The sequence below is a fragment of the Nitrospira sp. T9 genome (assembly GCF_052156535.1).
Classification (GTDB): Bacteria; Nitrospirota; Nitrospiria; order Nitrospirales; family UBA8639; genus Nitrospira_E.
On the sequence record NZ_JBQKUP010000042.1, the window covers coordinates 73,384 to 90,813 of the forward strand.

General features: G+C 48.7%; 15 protein-coding genes. 12 read left to right on the plus strand and 3 right to left on the minus strand.

Features of this window, described 5'->3' with window-relative positions; translation table 11 throughout:
* The first annotated feature begins 14 nt into the window (after positions 1-14).
* The 10 genes from ACTRXD_RS19775 to ACTRXD_RS19820 all read left to right on the plus strand — a co-directional run bounded on the left by ACTRXD_RS19775 (position 15) and on the right by ACTRXD_RS19820 (position 10,086).
* A complete protein-coding gene (locus tag ACTRXD_RS19775; RefSeq protein WP_312741419.1) occupies positions 15-374 on the plus strand; it encodes a hypothetical protein in 360 nt (119 codons plus the stop codon).
* 23 nt (positions 375-397) lie between these two features.
* The gene (locus ACTRXD_RS19780; protein ID WP_312741416.1) at positions 398-610 is read left to right on the plus strand and encodes a hypothetical protein; all 213 of its coding nucleotides are present in this window, start codon (positions 398-400) and stop codon (positions 608-610) included.
* A gap of 449 nt (positions 611-1,059) precedes the next feature.
* Positions 1,060-1,689, plus strand: a complete 630-nt coding sequence (locus ACTRXD_RS19785) for a hypothetical protein (RefSeq protein ID WP_442433504.1) — start codon at positions 1,060-1,062, stop codon at positions 1,687-1,689.
* A gap of 118 nt (positions 1,690-1,807) precedes the next feature.
* Positions 1,808-3,604: a hypothetical protein gene (locus tag ACTRXD_RS19790; protein ID WP_442433505.1), complete on the plus strand. Its 1,797-nt coding sequence runs from the start codon at positions 1,808-1,810 to the stop codon at positions 3,602-3,604.
* The gene (locus ACTRXD_RS19795; RefSeq protein WP_442433506.1) at positions 3,601-4,098 is read left to right on the plus strand and encodes a Rab family GTPase; all 498 of its coding nucleotides are present in this window, start codon (positions 3,601-3,603) and stop codon (positions 4,096-4,098) included. Before ACTRXD_RS19790 ends, ACTRXD_RS19795 begins: the two co-directional genes overlap by 4 nt.
* Before the next feature lie 101 nt (positions 4,099-4,199).
* Positions 4,200-5,987, plus strand: a complete 1,788-nt coding sequence (locus ACTRXD_RS19800; protein WP_442433507.1) for a sigma-54 interaction domain-containing protein — start codon at positions 4,200-4,202, stop codon at positions 5,985-5,987.
* Between the two features lie 454 nt (positions 5,988-6,441).
* Positions 6,442-6,840: a hypothetical protein gene (locus ACTRXD_RS19805; RefSeq protein ID WP_442433508.1), complete on the plus strand. Its 399-nt coding sequence runs from the start codon at positions 6,442-6,444 to the stop codon at positions 6,838-6,840.
* 202 nt (positions 6,841-7,042) lie between these two features.
* Positions 7,043-7,381 carry a hypothetical protein gene (locus ACTRXD_RS19810; RefSeq protein WP_442433509.1) on the plus strand — a complete coding sequence of 113 codons (339 nt, stop codon included), beginning with the start codon at positions 7,043-7,045 and terminating at the stop codon, positions 7,379-7,381.
* A 340-nt stretch (positions 7,382-7,721) separates the two neighbouring features.
* A complete protein-coding gene (gene mscL / locus ACTRXD_RS19815; RefSeq protein ID WP_442433510.1) occupies positions 7,722-8,183 on the plus strand; it encodes a large-conductance mechanosensitive channel protein MscL in 462 nt (153 codons plus the stop codon).
* 433 nt (positions 8,184-8,616) lie between these two features.
* Positions 8,617-10,086 (plus strand): mechanosensitive ion channel, encoded by a 1,470-nt coding sequence (locus ACTRXD_RS19820; protein WP_442433511.1) that lies wholly within the window; start codon positions 8,617-8,619, stop codon positions 10,084-10,086.
* A 235-nt stretch (positions 10,087-10,321) separates the two neighbouring features.
* Here the strand turns inward: ACTRXD_RS19820 and ACTRXD_RS19825 are convergent, their stop codons facing one another.
* The 3 genes from ACTRXD_RS19825 to ACTRXD_RS19835 form a co-directional block, all read right to left on the minus strand.
* On the minus strand, positions 10,322-11,644 hold the full coding sequence (locus ACTRXD_RS19825) for a cytochrome b N-terminal domain-containing protein (protein ID WP_442433512.1): 1,323 nt from the start codon (positions 11,642-11,644) through the stop codon (positions 10,322-10,324).
* A 2-nt stretch (positions 11,645-11,646) separates the two neighbouring features.
* Positions 11,647-12,171, minus strand: coding sequence for a ubiquinol-cytochrome c reductase iron-sulfur subunit (locus ACTRXD_RS19830; protein ID WP_442433513.1), 525 nt, complete (start codon positions 12,169-12,171; stop codon positions 11,647-11,649).
* A 509-nt stretch (positions 12,172-12,680) separates the two neighbouring features.
* On the minus strand, positions 12,681-13,247 hold the full coding sequence (locus ACTRXD_RS19835; protein WP_442433514.1) for a DUF882 domain-containing protein: 567 nt from the start codon (positions 13,245-13,247) through the stop codon (positions 12,681-12,683).
* Positions 13,248-14,126: 879 nt separating this feature from the next.
* Here ACTRXD_RS19835 and ACTRXD_RS19840 point away from each other — a divergent pair.
* Both ACTRXD_RS19840 and ACTRXD_RS19845 read left to right on the plus strand, forming a co-directional pair.
* Positions 14,127-15,710 (plus strand): hypothetical protein, encoded by a 1,584-nt coding sequence (locus ACTRXD_RS19840; protein ID WP_442433515.1) that lies wholly within the window; start codon positions 14,127-14,129, stop codon positions 15,708-15,710.
* Between the two features lie 96 nt (positions 15,711-15,806).
* On the plus strand, positions 15,807-17,369 hold the full coding sequence (locus ACTRXD_RS19845; protein ID WP_442433516.1) for a hypothetical protein: 1,563 nt from the start codon (positions 15,807-15,809) through the stop codon (positions 17,367-17,369).
* Positions 17,370-17,430: the final 61 nt, after the last annotated feature.

A 17,430-nucleotide genomic window follows, 5' to 3' on the forward strand; every position in this document is an offset into this window, starting at 1 on the left:
GATAAGGAAGAAGAATGACCCAATTAAGCGTCAAGCAGGTTGAAGCGCGGTTAGGAGAAGTGAAGTGCCCTATTTGCAAGGCCAATCGCTTTGGAATCGACTCCAGGACGGCAACGGAAGATGGGGAATGGAAAGCGATTTGCATAGGGTGTCATTATATGTTTCCCGTCCATACCGATATGGAGTTTTATGTACAAACACAGCCGGATATCCCCTATCATCTCAAGGAAATCCCATGTCCATCTTGTCGACATCGCGGAGTGTCCCTGGATTTCAGAGCGGTGCTCTCGGTTCGTGAATCGGTCTATTTTGTAACCTGTCCCAGTTGTCAGCTCAAGTTTCCTGAGCGGTCCCATTTGGAATCGTTTGAGTAATCATCGTAGAGGAGAATGTCATCATGAATCACGATAACACGTCCGAAGAACCCAACGATCCTGAACGTACCGACGCCGAGGATCCTAAGGCTGTCTCTCAAAAAAAAATAAAAAAAGAATTGTCGGTTATGTCTCTCCCGCATGATAATGATGTGATGGCTCAGGAAATGGCCGATTTGTTTGACGAAGATCGAGTCACGCATAAACATGGAAATGCCGAGCCCGAAAAAGATTAGTGAAAAGACCAATCTAACTTTCCTGCCTTTCCTGAGCTTCTTATTCCCATTCCCCTCTATCGTGGTTTTTATCCTCGCGTTGCCTCTGTAGAGAATTTCCTGGTTTTACCCTTTCCAACGCGAAGGCTTTCCCTCTGTCCTTGTTGATACGATCATTCATGATTTATGCGCTAAGTGCATGAATTCATTGTGCATTAGGATGGAAATGGTCTTTGATAATTGGAGGTGATGTTCTGAATATGTGTGGCCGTTTCATCCCTGAGCTGTAACGAAAAAATGAAACAGGATTCTGACTCTTCAACAGAAAATTCATTTAAAGATAAAAAGTTTCCCCTGTATATGCTGGGGTTGGTGTCTTGTTACCATTTTTTACCAATGGTAGGATAATGGCGCTTAAGGAGTGTCCCCTAAGACGTAGAAGTTGTTGACTACCTCGTGGAGTGACGACTATGAGCGTGATCGAACCCTCAAAAAAAACATTCAAAAACGTGGCTTATGAAGTTTCGAGTTCCTCTGAGAAAGCTTCGTCCCCTCAAGAGGAAGAATGGGCCACGCAGTCGGAAGAGGGGAGCCTGGATAAAGTCAGGGATATTCTCTTCGGGGCCCAAAGTCGGGAAATCGACAAACGATTCGCTGTATTGGAGAATCGGTTATTACAGGAAAGCGGGCGGCTACGAGAAGACCTCACCAAGTCTGTTGAGGATCTGAAAATACAAATGAATCAGGAAATCCTGGGGTTGGTCGGGAAATTACAGCAGGAACAGGACCGACGCGTCTCTACCATTCAGGACATGGAACAAACAGTCAAGACCGTTGAAGCCCAGATCAGTCAACGAATTTTGGAATTAACGGAGCATGCTTCGAATCAATTCCAGGCAATGAACGAGGAAATGCAGAAGCAGAAGCATGAGCTGATTGAACAGGATCAGGAGGCCATGCGCCGAATGGAATCTCAATTTCAACAAGCGGTCAATGAATTGAAGATTGAGAAAACCGATCGGGCAGTATTGGCCGAAATGCTGATGGAAGTCGCCTTGCGCCTCAAAGTGGGGGCTAAGGACACTGAGAACCAATCATGAAGCCTTGATAGCGGTCCTTGGGGTTATACCTCCCATGACGAAGGCAGACGATCAATTCCATGCATTTTTTCACCCTCCCACCATCAGAAAAACGTCAGCTTCCCCCTGAAGGGCAAATATGGAACGTACGGGTCGTTCGTCTCCAACTCAGGCACCATCGGAATATGACAAAGGAAAGTCGGAGGATTTTTCGGCCCTTCGCCGGTTGTTGCTGTCCCCCGAGCAGGTTCAATTAGATCGGTTACGACAACGACTCGATACGTTGGTGGTCGATGCGAAGGAGGTGAGCCGCGTCCTTCCAGATGCGATACGACTTCGAGCTCGGCAGGATAATCGGTTATTGGCTTCTATGCTCCCGATTACACAAGAAGCATTGGCCCTTTCCATCAAACAATCTCCCCAGCTTATTAGTGATTCCATCGCTCCCATCTTGGGATCCGCCATTCGAAAAGCCATTTCCCGGGCAATGCGGGAAATGCTCCAATCTCTCAACCAGACGTTGGAATATAGTATGTCCTGGCAAGGACTTCAGTGGCGATGGGAGGCCTGGAAAACAGGAAGACCTTTCGTGGAAGTGGTGTTGTTGCATACCCTTCGATTTAGAGTGGAACAGGTATTTTTGATTCATAAAAAAACGGGATTGTTACTCAATCATGTGATGGCTGAAGGGATTTCCAGTCAGGGGGAAGCGGCCATTTCCGGCATGTTGACGGCCATTCAGGATTTTGTGAGAGATTCGTTTCAGCAAGGTCAGGATGAAGGATTGGAATCGCTCAGGATTGGAGATTTGACGGTCTGGATAGAACAGGGGTCCAGGGCTATTTTGGCCACAGTGATTCGGGGAACCCCTCCTGTGAAATTGCGGGATTTTCTTCAAAACACGCTTGAATCCCTTCATGCCCAATATTCCGATTCTCTGCAGAATTTTCAAGGCGATTCAACAGTTTTTTTAGAGACCAGGCCTCATTTGGAAGATTGTCTCCAAGCGCAATTCGTGAAAAAACGAAAAGGCCTTCCGTTCGTATTCTGGGTATTAAGTATTCTTCTTCTGGCCACTTTGGGATGGTGGGCCTATCAGGCTTCTCTCAATCATCAACAGTGGACTGAGTTGTTGAAGCGCGTCGGGGCCGAGCCGGGTATTGTGGTAACGGCTATTCAGGAGGAAGGGGGGCGAACGGTGTTTCATGGGTTGAGAGACCCTCTGGCGGTGGACCCTGAACGGTTGCTGGAAGAGGTGGGATATTCTTCCCATGCGGTCGGGTTTCATTTGGAACCGTTTATTGCCCTTACTCCGCAGATGGTTCGTAAGCGGGCAGTTACAGTTTTACAGCCACCCGAATCGGTAGAGGTAAGCGTTGAGGATAGCCGGATCATCCTGATGGGGGAAAGTTCCCATGCCTGGATTTCCAAAGTAAAGCAATCCGCCTTGGCAATCCCTGGGATTTCGGAGATTTCCTTGAAACGTCTCATTGACACGGACATGAAACAATTTGAAGCACTTCAAGTTGAATTGGAAGGGCAGGCGATATTCTTTTTGTCAGGGCAGGAGCGGTTGCCGAATCGGGAATTGGTAAAAATTCAGCAGGTGAAACACATTCTTCAGGAATTGGATCAGAAAGCCATGCAGCTCGGTCGGGAGCCCGCTATTGATGTCATGGGATATTCCAGCCCTGTGGGGCCTCACCCGACCAATGTGTCCCTGAGTGAACGGCGAGCGAACAAGGTTCTGGAGCTCATCAGTCAAAACCCTTTTCATGTCTTAAAACTATCAGCCCAGGGCAAAGGGATTGACCCCGAAGTAAAACCTGGAACTGGGGAAGGACAGGCGTATTCTGCCAGTCGGCGAGTGTCATTCAAGGTGAGGGAGCCCGGGATAACACAGACCAGGAAAGCGGGAGCGAGGACCGGACCGTGATTCAGAAAAAAATTTGTATGTTGGGTGGGTTTGCCGTGGGGAAAACGAGCCTGGTGAAACGATTGGTCTCCGGCATTTTTTCCGAAAAATATCTCACCACGGTTGGTGTCAAAATTGACCAAAAATCTTTGTCGGTATGCGGGCAAGACATTCTGCTGGTTCTTTGGGATCTCTATGGCGATGATGACTTTCAAAAGGTTCGGGCGTCATATTTGCAGGGATCCTCGGGATATATCCTGGTGATTGATGGCACAAGGCGAGAAACGGTTGATGTGGCATGCAGGTTACATGAATTAGCCTTGAAGACCATTGGTCCTGTTCCTTTTGTCCTCCTGCTTAATAAACATGATTTGTTGGACGAGTGGGTGGTGGAGTGTCCCATGGTTTCTGATCTCAGTGGCCAGGCCTGTCTGGTGTCCATGGTTAGCGCAAAAACCGGTGAAGGTGTCGAGGCGGCGTTTTCCGCGTTATCTGAAGCGATGCTGAAAGCCTGAAGACGAGGCTGGATGAAAGAAGCCTCAACCGGTAGATATACGTCCGTACACTCGACAGGATTCCCTCATCCCCTTGTTGCTAGCGGAGATTGGTGAGACTCATGTCCGGTTCCATCCACGATCCCGCTCTCCTTAGTGTCTTTGATGCGTTAATTTTCAAGAAAACTGCAGATCGTTTCGACTTTGTGGGTGATCTGCCCAGTTGGTTTCCTCCTCCTGGTATGACCCAGGGGAATGAGGTGTCTCCTGGACAATTATTGGGACATTCATTTTTTCTTCAACATTTTCTCCAAGAAGCGCAGGCATGGTGGGATTCAGCTGAGACCGGCCAATGGAAATCCGGTTTGTGGAGTGAACCGGTATTATTTGGAGAAGACGTTGTCCTGGAAGCCACTGCCGTCCGTCATGGGTCTGTTCGGTATGTCATTCTACAACGCTTTGGACCCGAGATCCTTCCGATCCAGCCCTTACTGCAAAAGGCACGTGAAGAACAACTTTCGCATCGTCAGGCCGTCAATCATCATGAACGCACGGAAGCTCAACTTGGTAATCGATTAGCGAAAAGCGAACAAGAACGGGATGATGTGATGGCCCTGCTCGACGGGCTGGGATTGGGGGCCATCATGGTCGATGCGAATCGGGAGGTGACGTTTGTGAGTGGAAAAGCCCGTGAGTTATTGCAGATCGATCCTGACAACATGATTGGCCGCTCTCTGGGTAAGGGCCTTCCGTGGAAAACAGATGACAATGCCAGGGTCGAGGCAATGGGACGGTTACCTGGGTCGCAGCGTCAGGTTGTGTCGGTCGTGATGGATGGGAAAAACCGTTCTACCCGCGCGGTGGAAGTTGAAGTTCAAGATGATCCTCGAGATTCTCGAAGAACCATTTTGTTGTTAAAAGATGTCACCGAGATAGAAGAGTTGCGCCGGCAGTTGGTTGGGCCAACACAATTTCACGATCTGGTTGGAAAATGTCCCGCCATGCGCATGGTATATGAACGGATTCGGGACATTGCCACGGTAGATGTGCCAGTGCTCATTGATGGGGAAACCGGGACGGGCAAAGAATTAGTCGCCCGTGCGTTACATCAATTAAGTCCGCGTCATGATCATCCATTTCTGCCGGTCAATTGTGCAGGATTGACCGATTCCCTCTTGGGGAGTCAGTTATTTGGTCACAAACGCGGCGCCTTTACGGGAGCGACGAGTGACCATGCAGGATTTTTCGAGTCGGCTGAAGGCGGCACGTTATTGTTGGATGAAATCGGAGATATGCCGTTAACGATTCAGACGACCCTGCTCCGCGTGCTGCAAGAGGGAGAAATTATTCGTCTCGGGGAGTCCCGTCCGCGGAAAGTGAATGTCCGGGTATTGGCGGCCACCAATCAGCAGCTTCAAGAATTGGTCGACAAGGGTGCCTTCCGTGCGGATTTACTCTATCGGGTCCGTGTTGCGCGATTAAGGCTTCCTCCTCTGCGAGAGCGCCGGGAGGATATTCCGTTGTTGAGCACGGCCTTTTTCGTGAAAAGCCGTGTCGCGCTTGGGAAAATGCATGTTCTGAGTATTGATCCGGAAACAATGCAGCGGTTCTTACGCTATTCCTGGCCGGGGAATGTCCGGGAATTAAAAGGGGCCTTGGAATATGCCCTGATACATTGCCGTGGAGGAAGCGTCCTTCCGACCGATCTGCCTCCTGAATTGTGTGACGTGTCTCCGATTGTTCAGGCATCGCCTTTTTGTAAACCGAATGAACGCCAGCTTATCCTTGATGCCTTGACACAAACGAAAGGAAAACGTGCGCAAGCCGCAAAATTGGTCGGTATGAGCCGTTCTACCTTTTACCGCCGCTTAACCGAGTTGAATATCTCTCAAGAAGAATCCTCCCGCTGATTCCGCCATTTCTGTATAAATCCTGAACATTCCTCGGGGATTAAAGCCAGGGTACAGGTGATGGGGTTTTCGTCAATATCGATTGCAATCGACGGCCTATGTGCATGGCCATATGGCATTTAACTCCCGGCTTCTTGAAACAAAAAAAGCGGACACCCAATATATCCTGTCGCTCGGATATGCATTTGATGCATACGCCGAGGTTCTCATTCGTGAGCTCGGACATGGCAAATGATCGGGCCCTCAACGTTTGGATTCTTTCCTGTGTCCTTTCGTTTTTCTCACTCGCCTGCTTCAAAGTGTTTTTCACTGGGACACCCTGAGACACCCTGCTGTTTCACAATGGGAAAAATTCCCTATGAAAAACGGGAATGATTGAAATTTAAGGAAAATTCATTTGGCATCATTATTGTTAATGAATATGGGTACACAGAGAGTAGGTGGAATCCAAACAATGAACATTCAACGCTTCCATACAATTTCCTTCATGAGTCTCTGCGGTGCCATCGGAATGTTAGGGGTGTTGTTTTTCGGCTTGGGAATAGAACCGGAAGGTCTTAAGCCACGGATTGCCTTGGATGGCGAGGATATTTCCCCGAGGCCAGCCATCAATTCAAAATGTGACGGGACGGTTCAGGTGGGGATATCAGTCATCGAAGTGGTCAAAAAGGATAAGGGAACGATCATCACGGTCAGGAGTTATGTTCCGGAGGGGTCGAGGGATCTGTTCTTCCTCACGGAATTCGCATCCGACTTAGATGTTCTTTGGCAAAGAGAGGCTTCCTGCCGGAGTAGGAATAGACGAGACCCATCCGAAATTAATGATTCAAATGGAAGATGGGGGCCTGTCTGAACGCCAGGAGAGCATTGTGCCTATTTCAAATCTGTATTCAGACATGATGAATATTAAGCAACTAACTCTGAAAGAGACGTGTCGGGAACAAACTTTTTTGCGCAGCCTCCGGGAAGGAAGAGACCTTATGGGAACGGCGAAAAATGAGGTTCTTCAGTCGAGCCCCAGGCTAGGTCGCGTCTTGATCATCACGAGGGATCATTTGATTCGTGATTTCCTGGGACAAATAGTAAAACTACACGGGTATGATTGCGAATACCTTGATGAATTGCCAAAGGGGATAATGGAGCAAACCTGGAATGATTTTGATGCACTATTCATTGAAAGCCACTCTCTGGAGCAATTGAAGAGTGGCATGAGCGCTGAAATCTCCCACGCCTCAGTTTCTCCGATGGTCGTAGTATTGGGAGATCTTCCTCCATCGGATGAAGCGAGGCATTTTCGTGAGTTGAAAAAACCCTTGGATTATCGTCAGATGGGAAGATTGATGGATGAATGTCTTATTTTGAAAACGCAAAGACGCGCATCACAAGGCGTTTAGAAGGTGGATCGTAATGGTAGACTGTTTGTCGGGGTGCGGAACGCGCAGGGCGGCTAACCTGTTCGAGCTGATCTTGACAGTTGGGGCTTTTAGAGGGGGTCTTCAACTGGAAATAGGCGAGGATAGGCGGGCCGCCCCAGGTTTTTTTTGATTGTCGCCGGCCCTGTTGTTTTACGGATTGCAGAAAATATTGGAGGTGAAAGCCCGGTTAGGCGAAGAACGGGATGCCCTAAAAGGATCTTGCATTTGTTTTTGTGTTGAGAGAGGATGATGCAGCCTTTTTATGATCATCCTGGGAAAAACCTGTTCTAGTGTTCACGCTCATGATAAGGAGGATGTGATGCTCAAAGAGTTCAAAGAGTTTGCCATGCGAGGCAATGTTATCGATATGGCTGTCGGTGTCATTATTGGAGGGGCCTTTGGCACCATTGCCAAATCGCTGGTGGCCGATGTGTTGATGCCCCCTATTGGACTCTTGTTGGGTGGCGTTGATTTTTCCAACCTGTTTGTCACCCTTAAGGAGGGAGTGCCTCCAGGGCCATATCTTGCTTTGTCCGATGCTCAGGGGGCAGGCGCTGTCACCATGAATTATGGAGTATTTCTCAATTCGGTGATTAGCTTTCTTATTGTAGCCTTTGCCGTTTTTATGGTGATTAAAGCCATTAATCAGATGAAACGTGAAGAAAAAGAGGCCCCGCCTGCGGATCCTACAACGAAAGAATGCAAATTCTGCCACATGACGATACCCATTCAAGCCACCAAGTGCGGACATTGTACTTCCGAATTAGCGAAGTCCGCGTAGTGGATCATAACTGGCCCAGGGTTGGCATAAGATAGGGAAAATAGTGATGGACTTGTGATCAGCCGACTTGTCATTTAAAAAAATGTGCTGACGACAAAACCCCGAGTTGAAGAATAAGAAAATAATCAAGCGGTGGGTGGCATCCCTCATGAAAGGGATGCCGCTTTTTTTCTGACACTGTGTCCAGACCGACAATGAGCATATGCCGTATTTCAAAAATTAAGAAAAATCTCCAGGAAATTCAGGTTTTCTGCGCTTAGGTGGACTTAAATTTTCTCAATTGTTAAGGTAAGAGCCTTCCTAATTCGATAGCTACCTTTCGTATTTTTCTCAATATAAGCTGACCAATAGTATCTTCCTGTCTCACCATCAATCTGTAGAGAATATCTACGGGGTGATCGGCATTATGTATTTTTATCGAAAGGAGTGATCTATGGACATGAGTAAATTGACCGAAACGTTACAAGTGAATCTTGGGGAAACCTTGCCAAATGTACTGGGTGCATTGGGAATCCTCATCCTGGGGTGGATAGTGGCTCTGCTTGTGAGAGCTGGAATCAGGAAGGGTCTGGGCCTGTTGAACGTCAATCAACGATTGCGTTCGACCACCGGTACTACCATGGATGTGGAAGGAGGTACAGCGGTAGGAATCTATTATTTAATTCTTTTATTAGTTTTAGTGGCATTTTTTAACGCATTACATTTGGAAATGGTCTCCGGTCCTCTGGGGACTTTGGTCGATCAGGTAATGGCCTTTGTTCCGAAATTAGTGGCTGGAGGAATATTGATGTTAATCGTGTGGATTATCGCCACCGTACTTCGAACCCTTGTGTCCAAGGCTTTGCAATCGACGACGATGGATGAAAAATTAAGTGCGGGTGCCGGGGTGCGACCGATCAGCGCTAATCTGGGAAATGTGGTGTTTTGGCTGGTTGTACTGCTATTCCTCCCCGCCATCTTAGGGACTCTGGAGATTGACGGCCTATTGGTCCCGGTCCAAAACATGGTCAATGAAATGTTAAGCATGCTCCCGAATATTTTCGGTGCAGTGTTAATTGGAGTTGCTGGATGGTTCTTGGCCAAAATCGTCAGGGACTTGGTGAGTAACCTGTTGACGGCAGCCGGAACCGACCGGCTGGGTGAACAAATAGGATTGCGCGGAACGATGTCCTTGTCTCATTTACTTGCGTTGGTGGTGTATATCCTGATTTTGGTCCCTGCGGTCGTTGCCGCACTGCAAGCCTTGGAAATTGAAGTGATTACAGGACCGGCCACCGATATGTTGAATACCATGATGTCGGCCATTCCCGATATTTTTGCGGCAGCAATTATTTTAGGAATCGCCTTTGCTATTTCCCGATTAGTCTCGCAAATCGTGGCGAGTTTATTAGGCGGGCTCGGTTTCGACGCTCTGCCGGAAAAGCTGGGGTTGGGACAAGCCTTTACGGGTCAAACCACTCCTTCGTCTGTGGTCGGAAATGTTCTGGCTTTTTTTATCATGTTATTTGCGGTTGTCGAAGCGGCCAACCAGTTAGGTTTTCATCAGGTGTCCGAATTGGTCACCATGTTTATAGAGTTTGGTAGTCAGGTGTTATTGGGCAGTGCGATCATTGCCATCGGGTTCTGGTTGTCGAATCTCGCATATGAAACCATCATTCGTGTTCATGGAGCGAATTCTGGAGGGGTTGCAAACATTGCCCGATTCGCGATTCTCGGGTTGGTGCTCGCCATGGGTCTCCGAGCCATGGGGTTGGCCAATGAAATCGTCAATCTGGCATTTGGCCTGACTCTCGGAGCCATTGCGGTGGCGGTGGCGTTATCTTTTGGTCTAGGAGGTCGGGAAGCAGCAGGCAAACAAATGGAGCATTGGCTCAGTCAAGCCCGTGGCGAACGTCGAGGGTAGAGTCCTTTCCCCCACGGCTGTTGAACATGGCCGTGGGGGACACTTTTTGTTCAGTCGGGATGTGCCTGCAATCGGGTATGAGGTTATTGACTCTCACCTCGCAATCGGCCTCAATCTGATGCCGGAGTCGTGGCTGATCCACTCTCCCCCAGCCTTCAGTTGAAAGTACAATTTGCTCCATGCTGATGGCTGCTCTCAAGGAGATTAACCGATCCTCGCAGGGTAGGAAGGTGTGTTACCCACTCTTAAGAGTCAGCATGTAATTGGTGAGGTCGTTCAGCTGTTTCTCGTTAAGTGGAAATTTTGGCATGAAGGAACCCGGGGAAACGGATTGCGGATCCTTAAAATGCTGAAGATGCCATTCTCTGTCGGGTCGTCGATCGGCGACAAAAGAAAGGTCTGGGCCAACATTTACACCTTCCCCGTGAATGCGATGACAGGTTTTGCAATTGAAATGTTCCACTAAGGCCATGCCTCGAACCACCGAAGGATCACGTTTGGGCACGGCGTATAGGTCACGGAGAGAGATACTCAACAGGCTGAATACCACAATCAAAAATCCCAATCCCGCTCCTAACACGACCCGGCGTGAGGACGGATGGCGTTCAGGGTTGCGATCCACAAAGGGAAGGAGCAGCAATCCGATGAAAAAGAGTGTGGGCAGAAGCCAGGTCGCCAGGGGTCCCCATGCCCCTGGGGCATATTTGAGAAGCTGATAAAAAAACAGGAAGTACCATTCCGGTACGGGAACAAATGAATGGTCCGACGGATCGGCCCGGTCAGCCAATGGGAATTCCGTGCTGATCGCCAACATGGCGACAACGCCAAATACTCCAAGCATGACCACCGCATCCATGAAAACCTGCCGTGGGTAGAAGGTTTCACTCCCGGCCCTGGCCCTCCTTTCATCATGAGGGCCGGCGGGCCCCACCCGTCTGAGAATAAAGAGATGGAGCATGATTCCCACTGCAATGATTAGGGGAAGAAACGCGACGTGAATGGCAAAAAAACGCGAAATGGTCAGGGCGCCGAGAGTTTCCCCGCCACGAAGGGCTTTCACCAGGAAATCTCCGATAAGGGGAACGCTGCCGACCATGTTGATTCCCACCTGGGTCGCCCAATAGGCGTTTTGATCCCAAGGAAGCAAATATCCCGTGAATCCGAACGCCAGCATGATGGCGAGGAGGATGACGCCGACAATCCACATGAGTTCCCGGGGGCGTTTATACGCACCATCAAAAAAAACCTGCAACATGTGGAGCCCGATGGCCACCATGACGGCTGAGGCACCCCAATGATGCAGGCCACGAACAAACCATCCGCCCCACACCTCATGTTGAATATACTGAACGGTGTCGTAGGCATGGTCTGTCGCCGGCACGTAATACACCATGAGAAACATGCCAGTCAGTGCTTGTAAAACAAAGAGAAAAAGTGTGGCCGAGCCGAAGACATAGTTCCAGCTGGCACCTCCGGGAATGGGCTCGTCCAGGAGGGTTTGCTCCAGGGGCTTTAATTTCAGGCGCTGGTCGATCCATTGATAAAGACGTGAGGCCATGCTTAGAGTTCAACCTTTTTCGCCAGACCGGATTTAAATTCTTCGTATTGGACCAGCAAGTCACCATTTTCGATTTTGGATGGCAGTGTGTCCAACGGGCGTGGTGCGGGGCCGGCTTTCACGGTTCCGTTCAGGTCGTAGACGCTTCCATGGCAGGGGCATTTAAATAGACGGTCCTGTTGGTCCCATCGATAACCACAGCCTAAATGGGGACAGATGGGCGAAAATACCGTCACCTCCCCATTGGGCTGTTTCACCGCCCACACGCCCTTGGTGGTGTGGATTTCCTGCCATCCATCCTTTTCCGTCATGGTGTAATCCATCGCCTTGGGTTCACCAACCGGTAGCGCATCGGCTTTTCCCAGTGAGACCCATTCCTTGTTTCGTCGTTGAAGAGCAGGAGCGATGACGTATCCGATCAATGGGACAGCAAGGGAAATTCCGATAAGGGAGGAAATAAACACGGTGGTTTTTATAAAGAATGATCGGCGGGTTCCTACCGGGGTGGACAAGCCATCTTCCATCATTAAGGTTCCTTTTGGAAAAGCGGACAATACGATGCCTGACTCATTTGAGGAGGGCATGCTCCATCCTGTTCACATAAAGATATCATAGTTCGTGAAGAGAACCGGAATAATGCGGAATTCAGATATAAGACTATTTAAAATAATGCCCCCGTAAAAGGCTAGCACAGAAGTAGGGACAGTCAATATCAAAAAAAATTTCATTGACGGGGTTGAGTTTGGAGAGGCCTGTTTTTCTAAAGGACATGACTCACACCGTCGAAGCATCAATGTAAGGACATATGTGCAGAGTCAAAGGTTGGGATCTCTGCGAGAGAGACCTCCGGGGACGTGGCGTTTTGCGCACATTGCATCCTGCACTCGGACGTCATGGTTGTGTCTGATCCGGTCCCATGCGGAATTTACCCATGGAATTTGCCAATCCTACAGGCAGGATTTAATTCCCCGACTATTCCTCAGAGCCCTTATAAAACCGGAAGATGTTGGTTGGAACGTGATAATGAAAGAAGGAATTACCAGTACCGGACTGCTCCGGTATCGATATGGATGAATCCTCGCCGACCGTAATAGCCGACTCCACCCAACCGAAGCTTCACAGCGGCGCGTCGAATTTTTGAAAGTCGAACGCCGGGAATCGAGAAGTCCATTGCTTGTCCGACCGTATGTAGGCTATTTGGCGCGGCGCCCCGACCAAGGCGAATCAACAATTTATTGTATGAGGGCGAACGGTAGGCAGAGTAGACGTGAATTTCTTTCCCCTGACCAACTAACTTTACTACCTGATTCATATATTCCAGCAATTGGATGTCCATCTGGCATATTTTTTTGGAATGATGGCATCGCAGGAGATAATTAATGTCTTTTAAGGCTTCCTGGTCATAGCGGCCGGATTGATTGCGATATGTCACCTGGAGTCGTTCGTCAGTGTGGGCATTGTAGAGGTGAAGCCGGCCTTCAGGCAGGGACTGGGCCGATGCGGATTCCGGAAACATCAACCGGCTGCCAAGAATCAGCATGCCTGCAAGGGAGGATTTCAGGAAAAAACGCCTGGACCAAAGTTCTTCTGTTTCCTGAGACATGGTGACACCCTCCGAACTATGAATGGGGAAGTGTAGCGGGAGAATAAAGCGGCATGAAACATTGGTTGTTTAACAAAATAGGATGATGAGGTCAACCAATTTATAGAAAATTTTCACTCTTCCCCTCACCCATTATTGTGGAAGCCACAACGGGAATGAATGAAAATGGCCAATCGCCTCTTTTGGCGCCATTTTTCCCCGGAAATCCACCTGCACTCCTGCATTTCCGACATTCTGCATTTGGGATATCGAGACTCAACCGGTAATCTCATAGTTTCTTCTCTAACCTACAGTGTTCCGGCCCATGGAGATATAGTTAACCAAAATATTCCTTTGACATTTTCCTCTCTCTCCTGGCGTCACTCTCTCATTTCGTTAAAGCCCAGTCAGTGCATAACAGGGCGCATTGGTCTGTCCATGAATCTCGTTTTGGCAGTGCATTTCCTGAATGTCCCACCCGTCTTCAGATTGCCTGATCTTCGAAGTCTCCACGTATGACCTTTGGATCATGTCTTACATAATTTTTTGTTTGGCTTCGTGAATGGCAAAGGATCACATGGAGATTGGATGTGAAGTCTTGCCTCCAATCAAAATGTTCAACAAACCGGGAAGATGGTGCCGGTTATCTAAACAGATAAACATGTCTAACAATCGGATACACCGGGAACCTTATGAAAGGAACGCCCGCGTCGGGTGAGCACTGAAGATAAGGTTGAAAAGAGCTGAAATACAAAGGGTATAGGTCTGCACAACACTCGTCACCATACCACAGGCAAATTAGGAATAAGTCTTGCTCACGTCAATAAAAATATATGGGCCCAATTATTTAATTTCCACGTATCCTTTAAAGGGTACGTCTTACTGTAAGGAGGAGTCGTCATGCCACAGGTTGAACCGAGCGTTATGCTTAATTCGATTATGGGGAAAATCTACAATGTGCTAACCAACGGGGATGATACCGTCCCCAAATCGGAAGACAATTTTTTTAGTTGGTGCACACCCGGATTGGCTGTTGAACCCGATGATTTTGATTTTTTAACACAAGGGTTAACGGGTGTAGTGAAAAAGAAAGCCCTGAAGGACATGGTGATTGAAGGTGGGGGCGGAGAAGGTGAATCAAATCAGCCAGAGTTGTCACCGGCAGTATTAGAAGGATTGCGTGCACAAGATGCCAGCAAACAGTATATGAATGCAGAAAGCTTTGCACGGCTCGTCGATTTTGTCCCCGACCTGGCGGCAACAACGAATAATCAATTCGCGGCCATGAGTATCATGAACAATGAAGGATCGCTTTCAGAGCGTTTTGAGTACATTTTACGCATGAGCCAGATCATGGAAACCCAATTAGATGAAAAAACAAAAGAAAAAATTGAAAAATTCCGAGGGCTGCTCTCGACGACGAGGGTTAAAAAGAATCTTGTGACTGATGAAGAGGTCGAGGTCTCAGAACCCAGTGCCTTAGTGAATCTGTATAACCAGAAGATGACGGAATATGAGGCGGCGGCATTGGCATACAACAGTGCCCGCATCGATGCCCTGACCGCCGACAATGTCAAAGCGGTTCATTATTGGGGGATGAACGCCAACATTCTGCGCAACAGGGTCAAGGCAGCTATGGGAGATTGGGTGAGTAATGGGTACAAAAATGATTATGAAGGCATTAACGCGTTTATTGATCAGGTTATGAGACGGGATATGGCACTGCTGAAAGCCCAATATCAGGATGATTTGGAGAAGGCCAGAATCACCGGGATGTCATCCGGCAGCGATTTTTTCTATACCTCGCTCGTGCCCAGCAACCCCATGCAGGCGGCAGGATGGACCAACTTTAGTTTCCAATCTTCGGATTATAATAATTCCTCCAATTCCAGTTACCAAATGAAACGGTCTAGGACAAGTGCCGGAGGGGGATGGTTAGGCATTTTCGGCGGTGGCGCGTCTGCCAGCAATGCCAGTGGACAATCGGAATCTAAAATTACGTTTGACAGCAACCAATTTTATATGAATTTTTCGATTACCCAATGCCAAATTGTTCGGCCTTGGTTTAAAACAAGTTTTATCAATAGTAAGTTGTGGCGCTTTGACCAAAATAATCCCGAATCATCAAAGCAAATTGTCAGTGACGGCGGCAAACCTGCAACAGGACTCTGCCCGGCCTATCCCACTGCCATCATTTTCATCAAAGATCTCGTGATTGGCTTCCGGAATAGCAGTGGGTTTTCAGAGGCCGCACAAAGTTGGGAACGATCGTCGGCAAGTGGTGGTGGCGCCGTGCATTTTGGGCCATTTCATTTTGGTGGCTCGCATGGTCGTAGTTCTGCCAGCGGAGAACGTTCCTCAAAATTTCACTACGATTCGGAAAAACAAGAAATGCGAGTGCCGGGTCATCAAATTATTGGATTCAAATGCCATGTGTTCCCAAAGAGCCCTGATCCGTTGAGCGAAATCACTGATTGGATTTAACTCTCGATGTCGCCCTGCCTCAAAATTACAAGTTGGGGCGGGGCTACCAGGGGAATGGGACAATTCGACCAACATAACTACTTGATGAGGTAATACATGGCTATCGACTCTATCGTGCAATTGGCCTTGATGTCCAAAGCCAAAAAAGTCTTTGAAAAGGAAGGAACGTTTCTGAGTTTTCCTGTGACACCCTTGGCCTATATCAAAGAGGATCTGGATTTTTTTTCACAGGAAACCGGGAGTGATCTTCTCAAGAGCAAGGCTAATCTGGCCGCGTTTTCAACGCTCGTGAATCTAATTCCCCATGATGAGGCCTGGTTACCCACTGATACACGCTTTTTGTGGAATGAGTTGGAATATGTGCTGAGAGAAGGCATGCTTGCATCTTCGACGCGTACACCGGAAGAAGAAGTGGCGTATCAGAAGGCGTTGGCCTTTCTGAAAGTCCCGGGTGAGGGAGGTCTTCTCCAGGACAGCCCGAAGGTCAGGGTCTATAACCAGTATAAGGATGCCTATATTATGGCTGAGCAGGAATTCATGGAGGCGAGAAGTACGGGTGAGGCCGCAGAGGACGAATCAGAGAAAAAACACTGGCGGGAGGTCGATGAGCCTGCGTTTCGGGCAAAGCTCAAGGATCTGGATAATCAGTGGATCCTGGAGGGTTACAAGAATGAAGTCAATATTGCCAGAAGTCAGTACCAGAATCTTGGAGCCAAATCTCCCACAATGACCTGGGATGAGTGGAAGGGATGTTTTAATCAGGATCTCGACAGTGAGACCAATGCTCAGGATAATTTTACGGTTTTCCCAAGCAGCTTTACCCCGTCAAATGCCTTGGAAGAAGGTTCGTGGAATCCCTTTTCTCTCAGCGAGGCGGAAATCAACACGTTAGTACATGAAGCACCGGCAGATCTCCGCGAGCGATTTTCGGCTGATGGAAAAGTCTCCTCGATGAAATCTGTGACCTTGGAATTCAGTTCTGCGGCCATCAAGCGGTCCTGGTTTGATTCTGAAATTTTCCGGGCACGGTTCTGGCGGTTGTCAGATTCCACCAAGATTTTTTCTGACGGTGGCAGTCCGCCTTCCGGAGATTGTCCGGCCTATGTCACGGCAATCGTCTTCGCCAGAAAAGTGGTCGTCGAGGCAAAACAAACCCAATCAACCTCTTCCAACCCGAAAATGTCTGTAGATTTACGTTTTAACTATGCGGTGAAAGATCAAAATTCGATAAAAAGGATAAACCCTGCTGTCCTGCAAGCCGTGCAACCGCAATTGATGAAAAGGCCACCGATAGCACCACAACAAATCAAAGCCCAACCTGTACAACCTTTAATCATGAAAATGCGGCCCAAGGCGATGGCCTCGTTTAAGTCCACGGCCATCAGGGTGCCAACTCAGCCAACCAGAGGGAATGTCTTGGTAAAACCAGCGGTCATGACTCCAATGGTCGCTCGCCCGGCTTTCTCCCGGTCCATGGTGACCCTGAAGGCGTCGGCCTATACCCGGTTACCGACGACCCCGGTTCGGAGGCCGGCGCCACGTCCTGCAACGCCGGCATCCCCCCCGCCTAACGTTCCTGACAAGAACATTTATATATTGGCGTTCATTTGTAAGCCGTTACCGAAATGCCCCGATCCTGATATGGCCTTACAGTGGTGATTCACAAAGGAGAAAGAGTGGTGAAGGCAACGTATTTCTTGGGACGACATTCATTCAAATA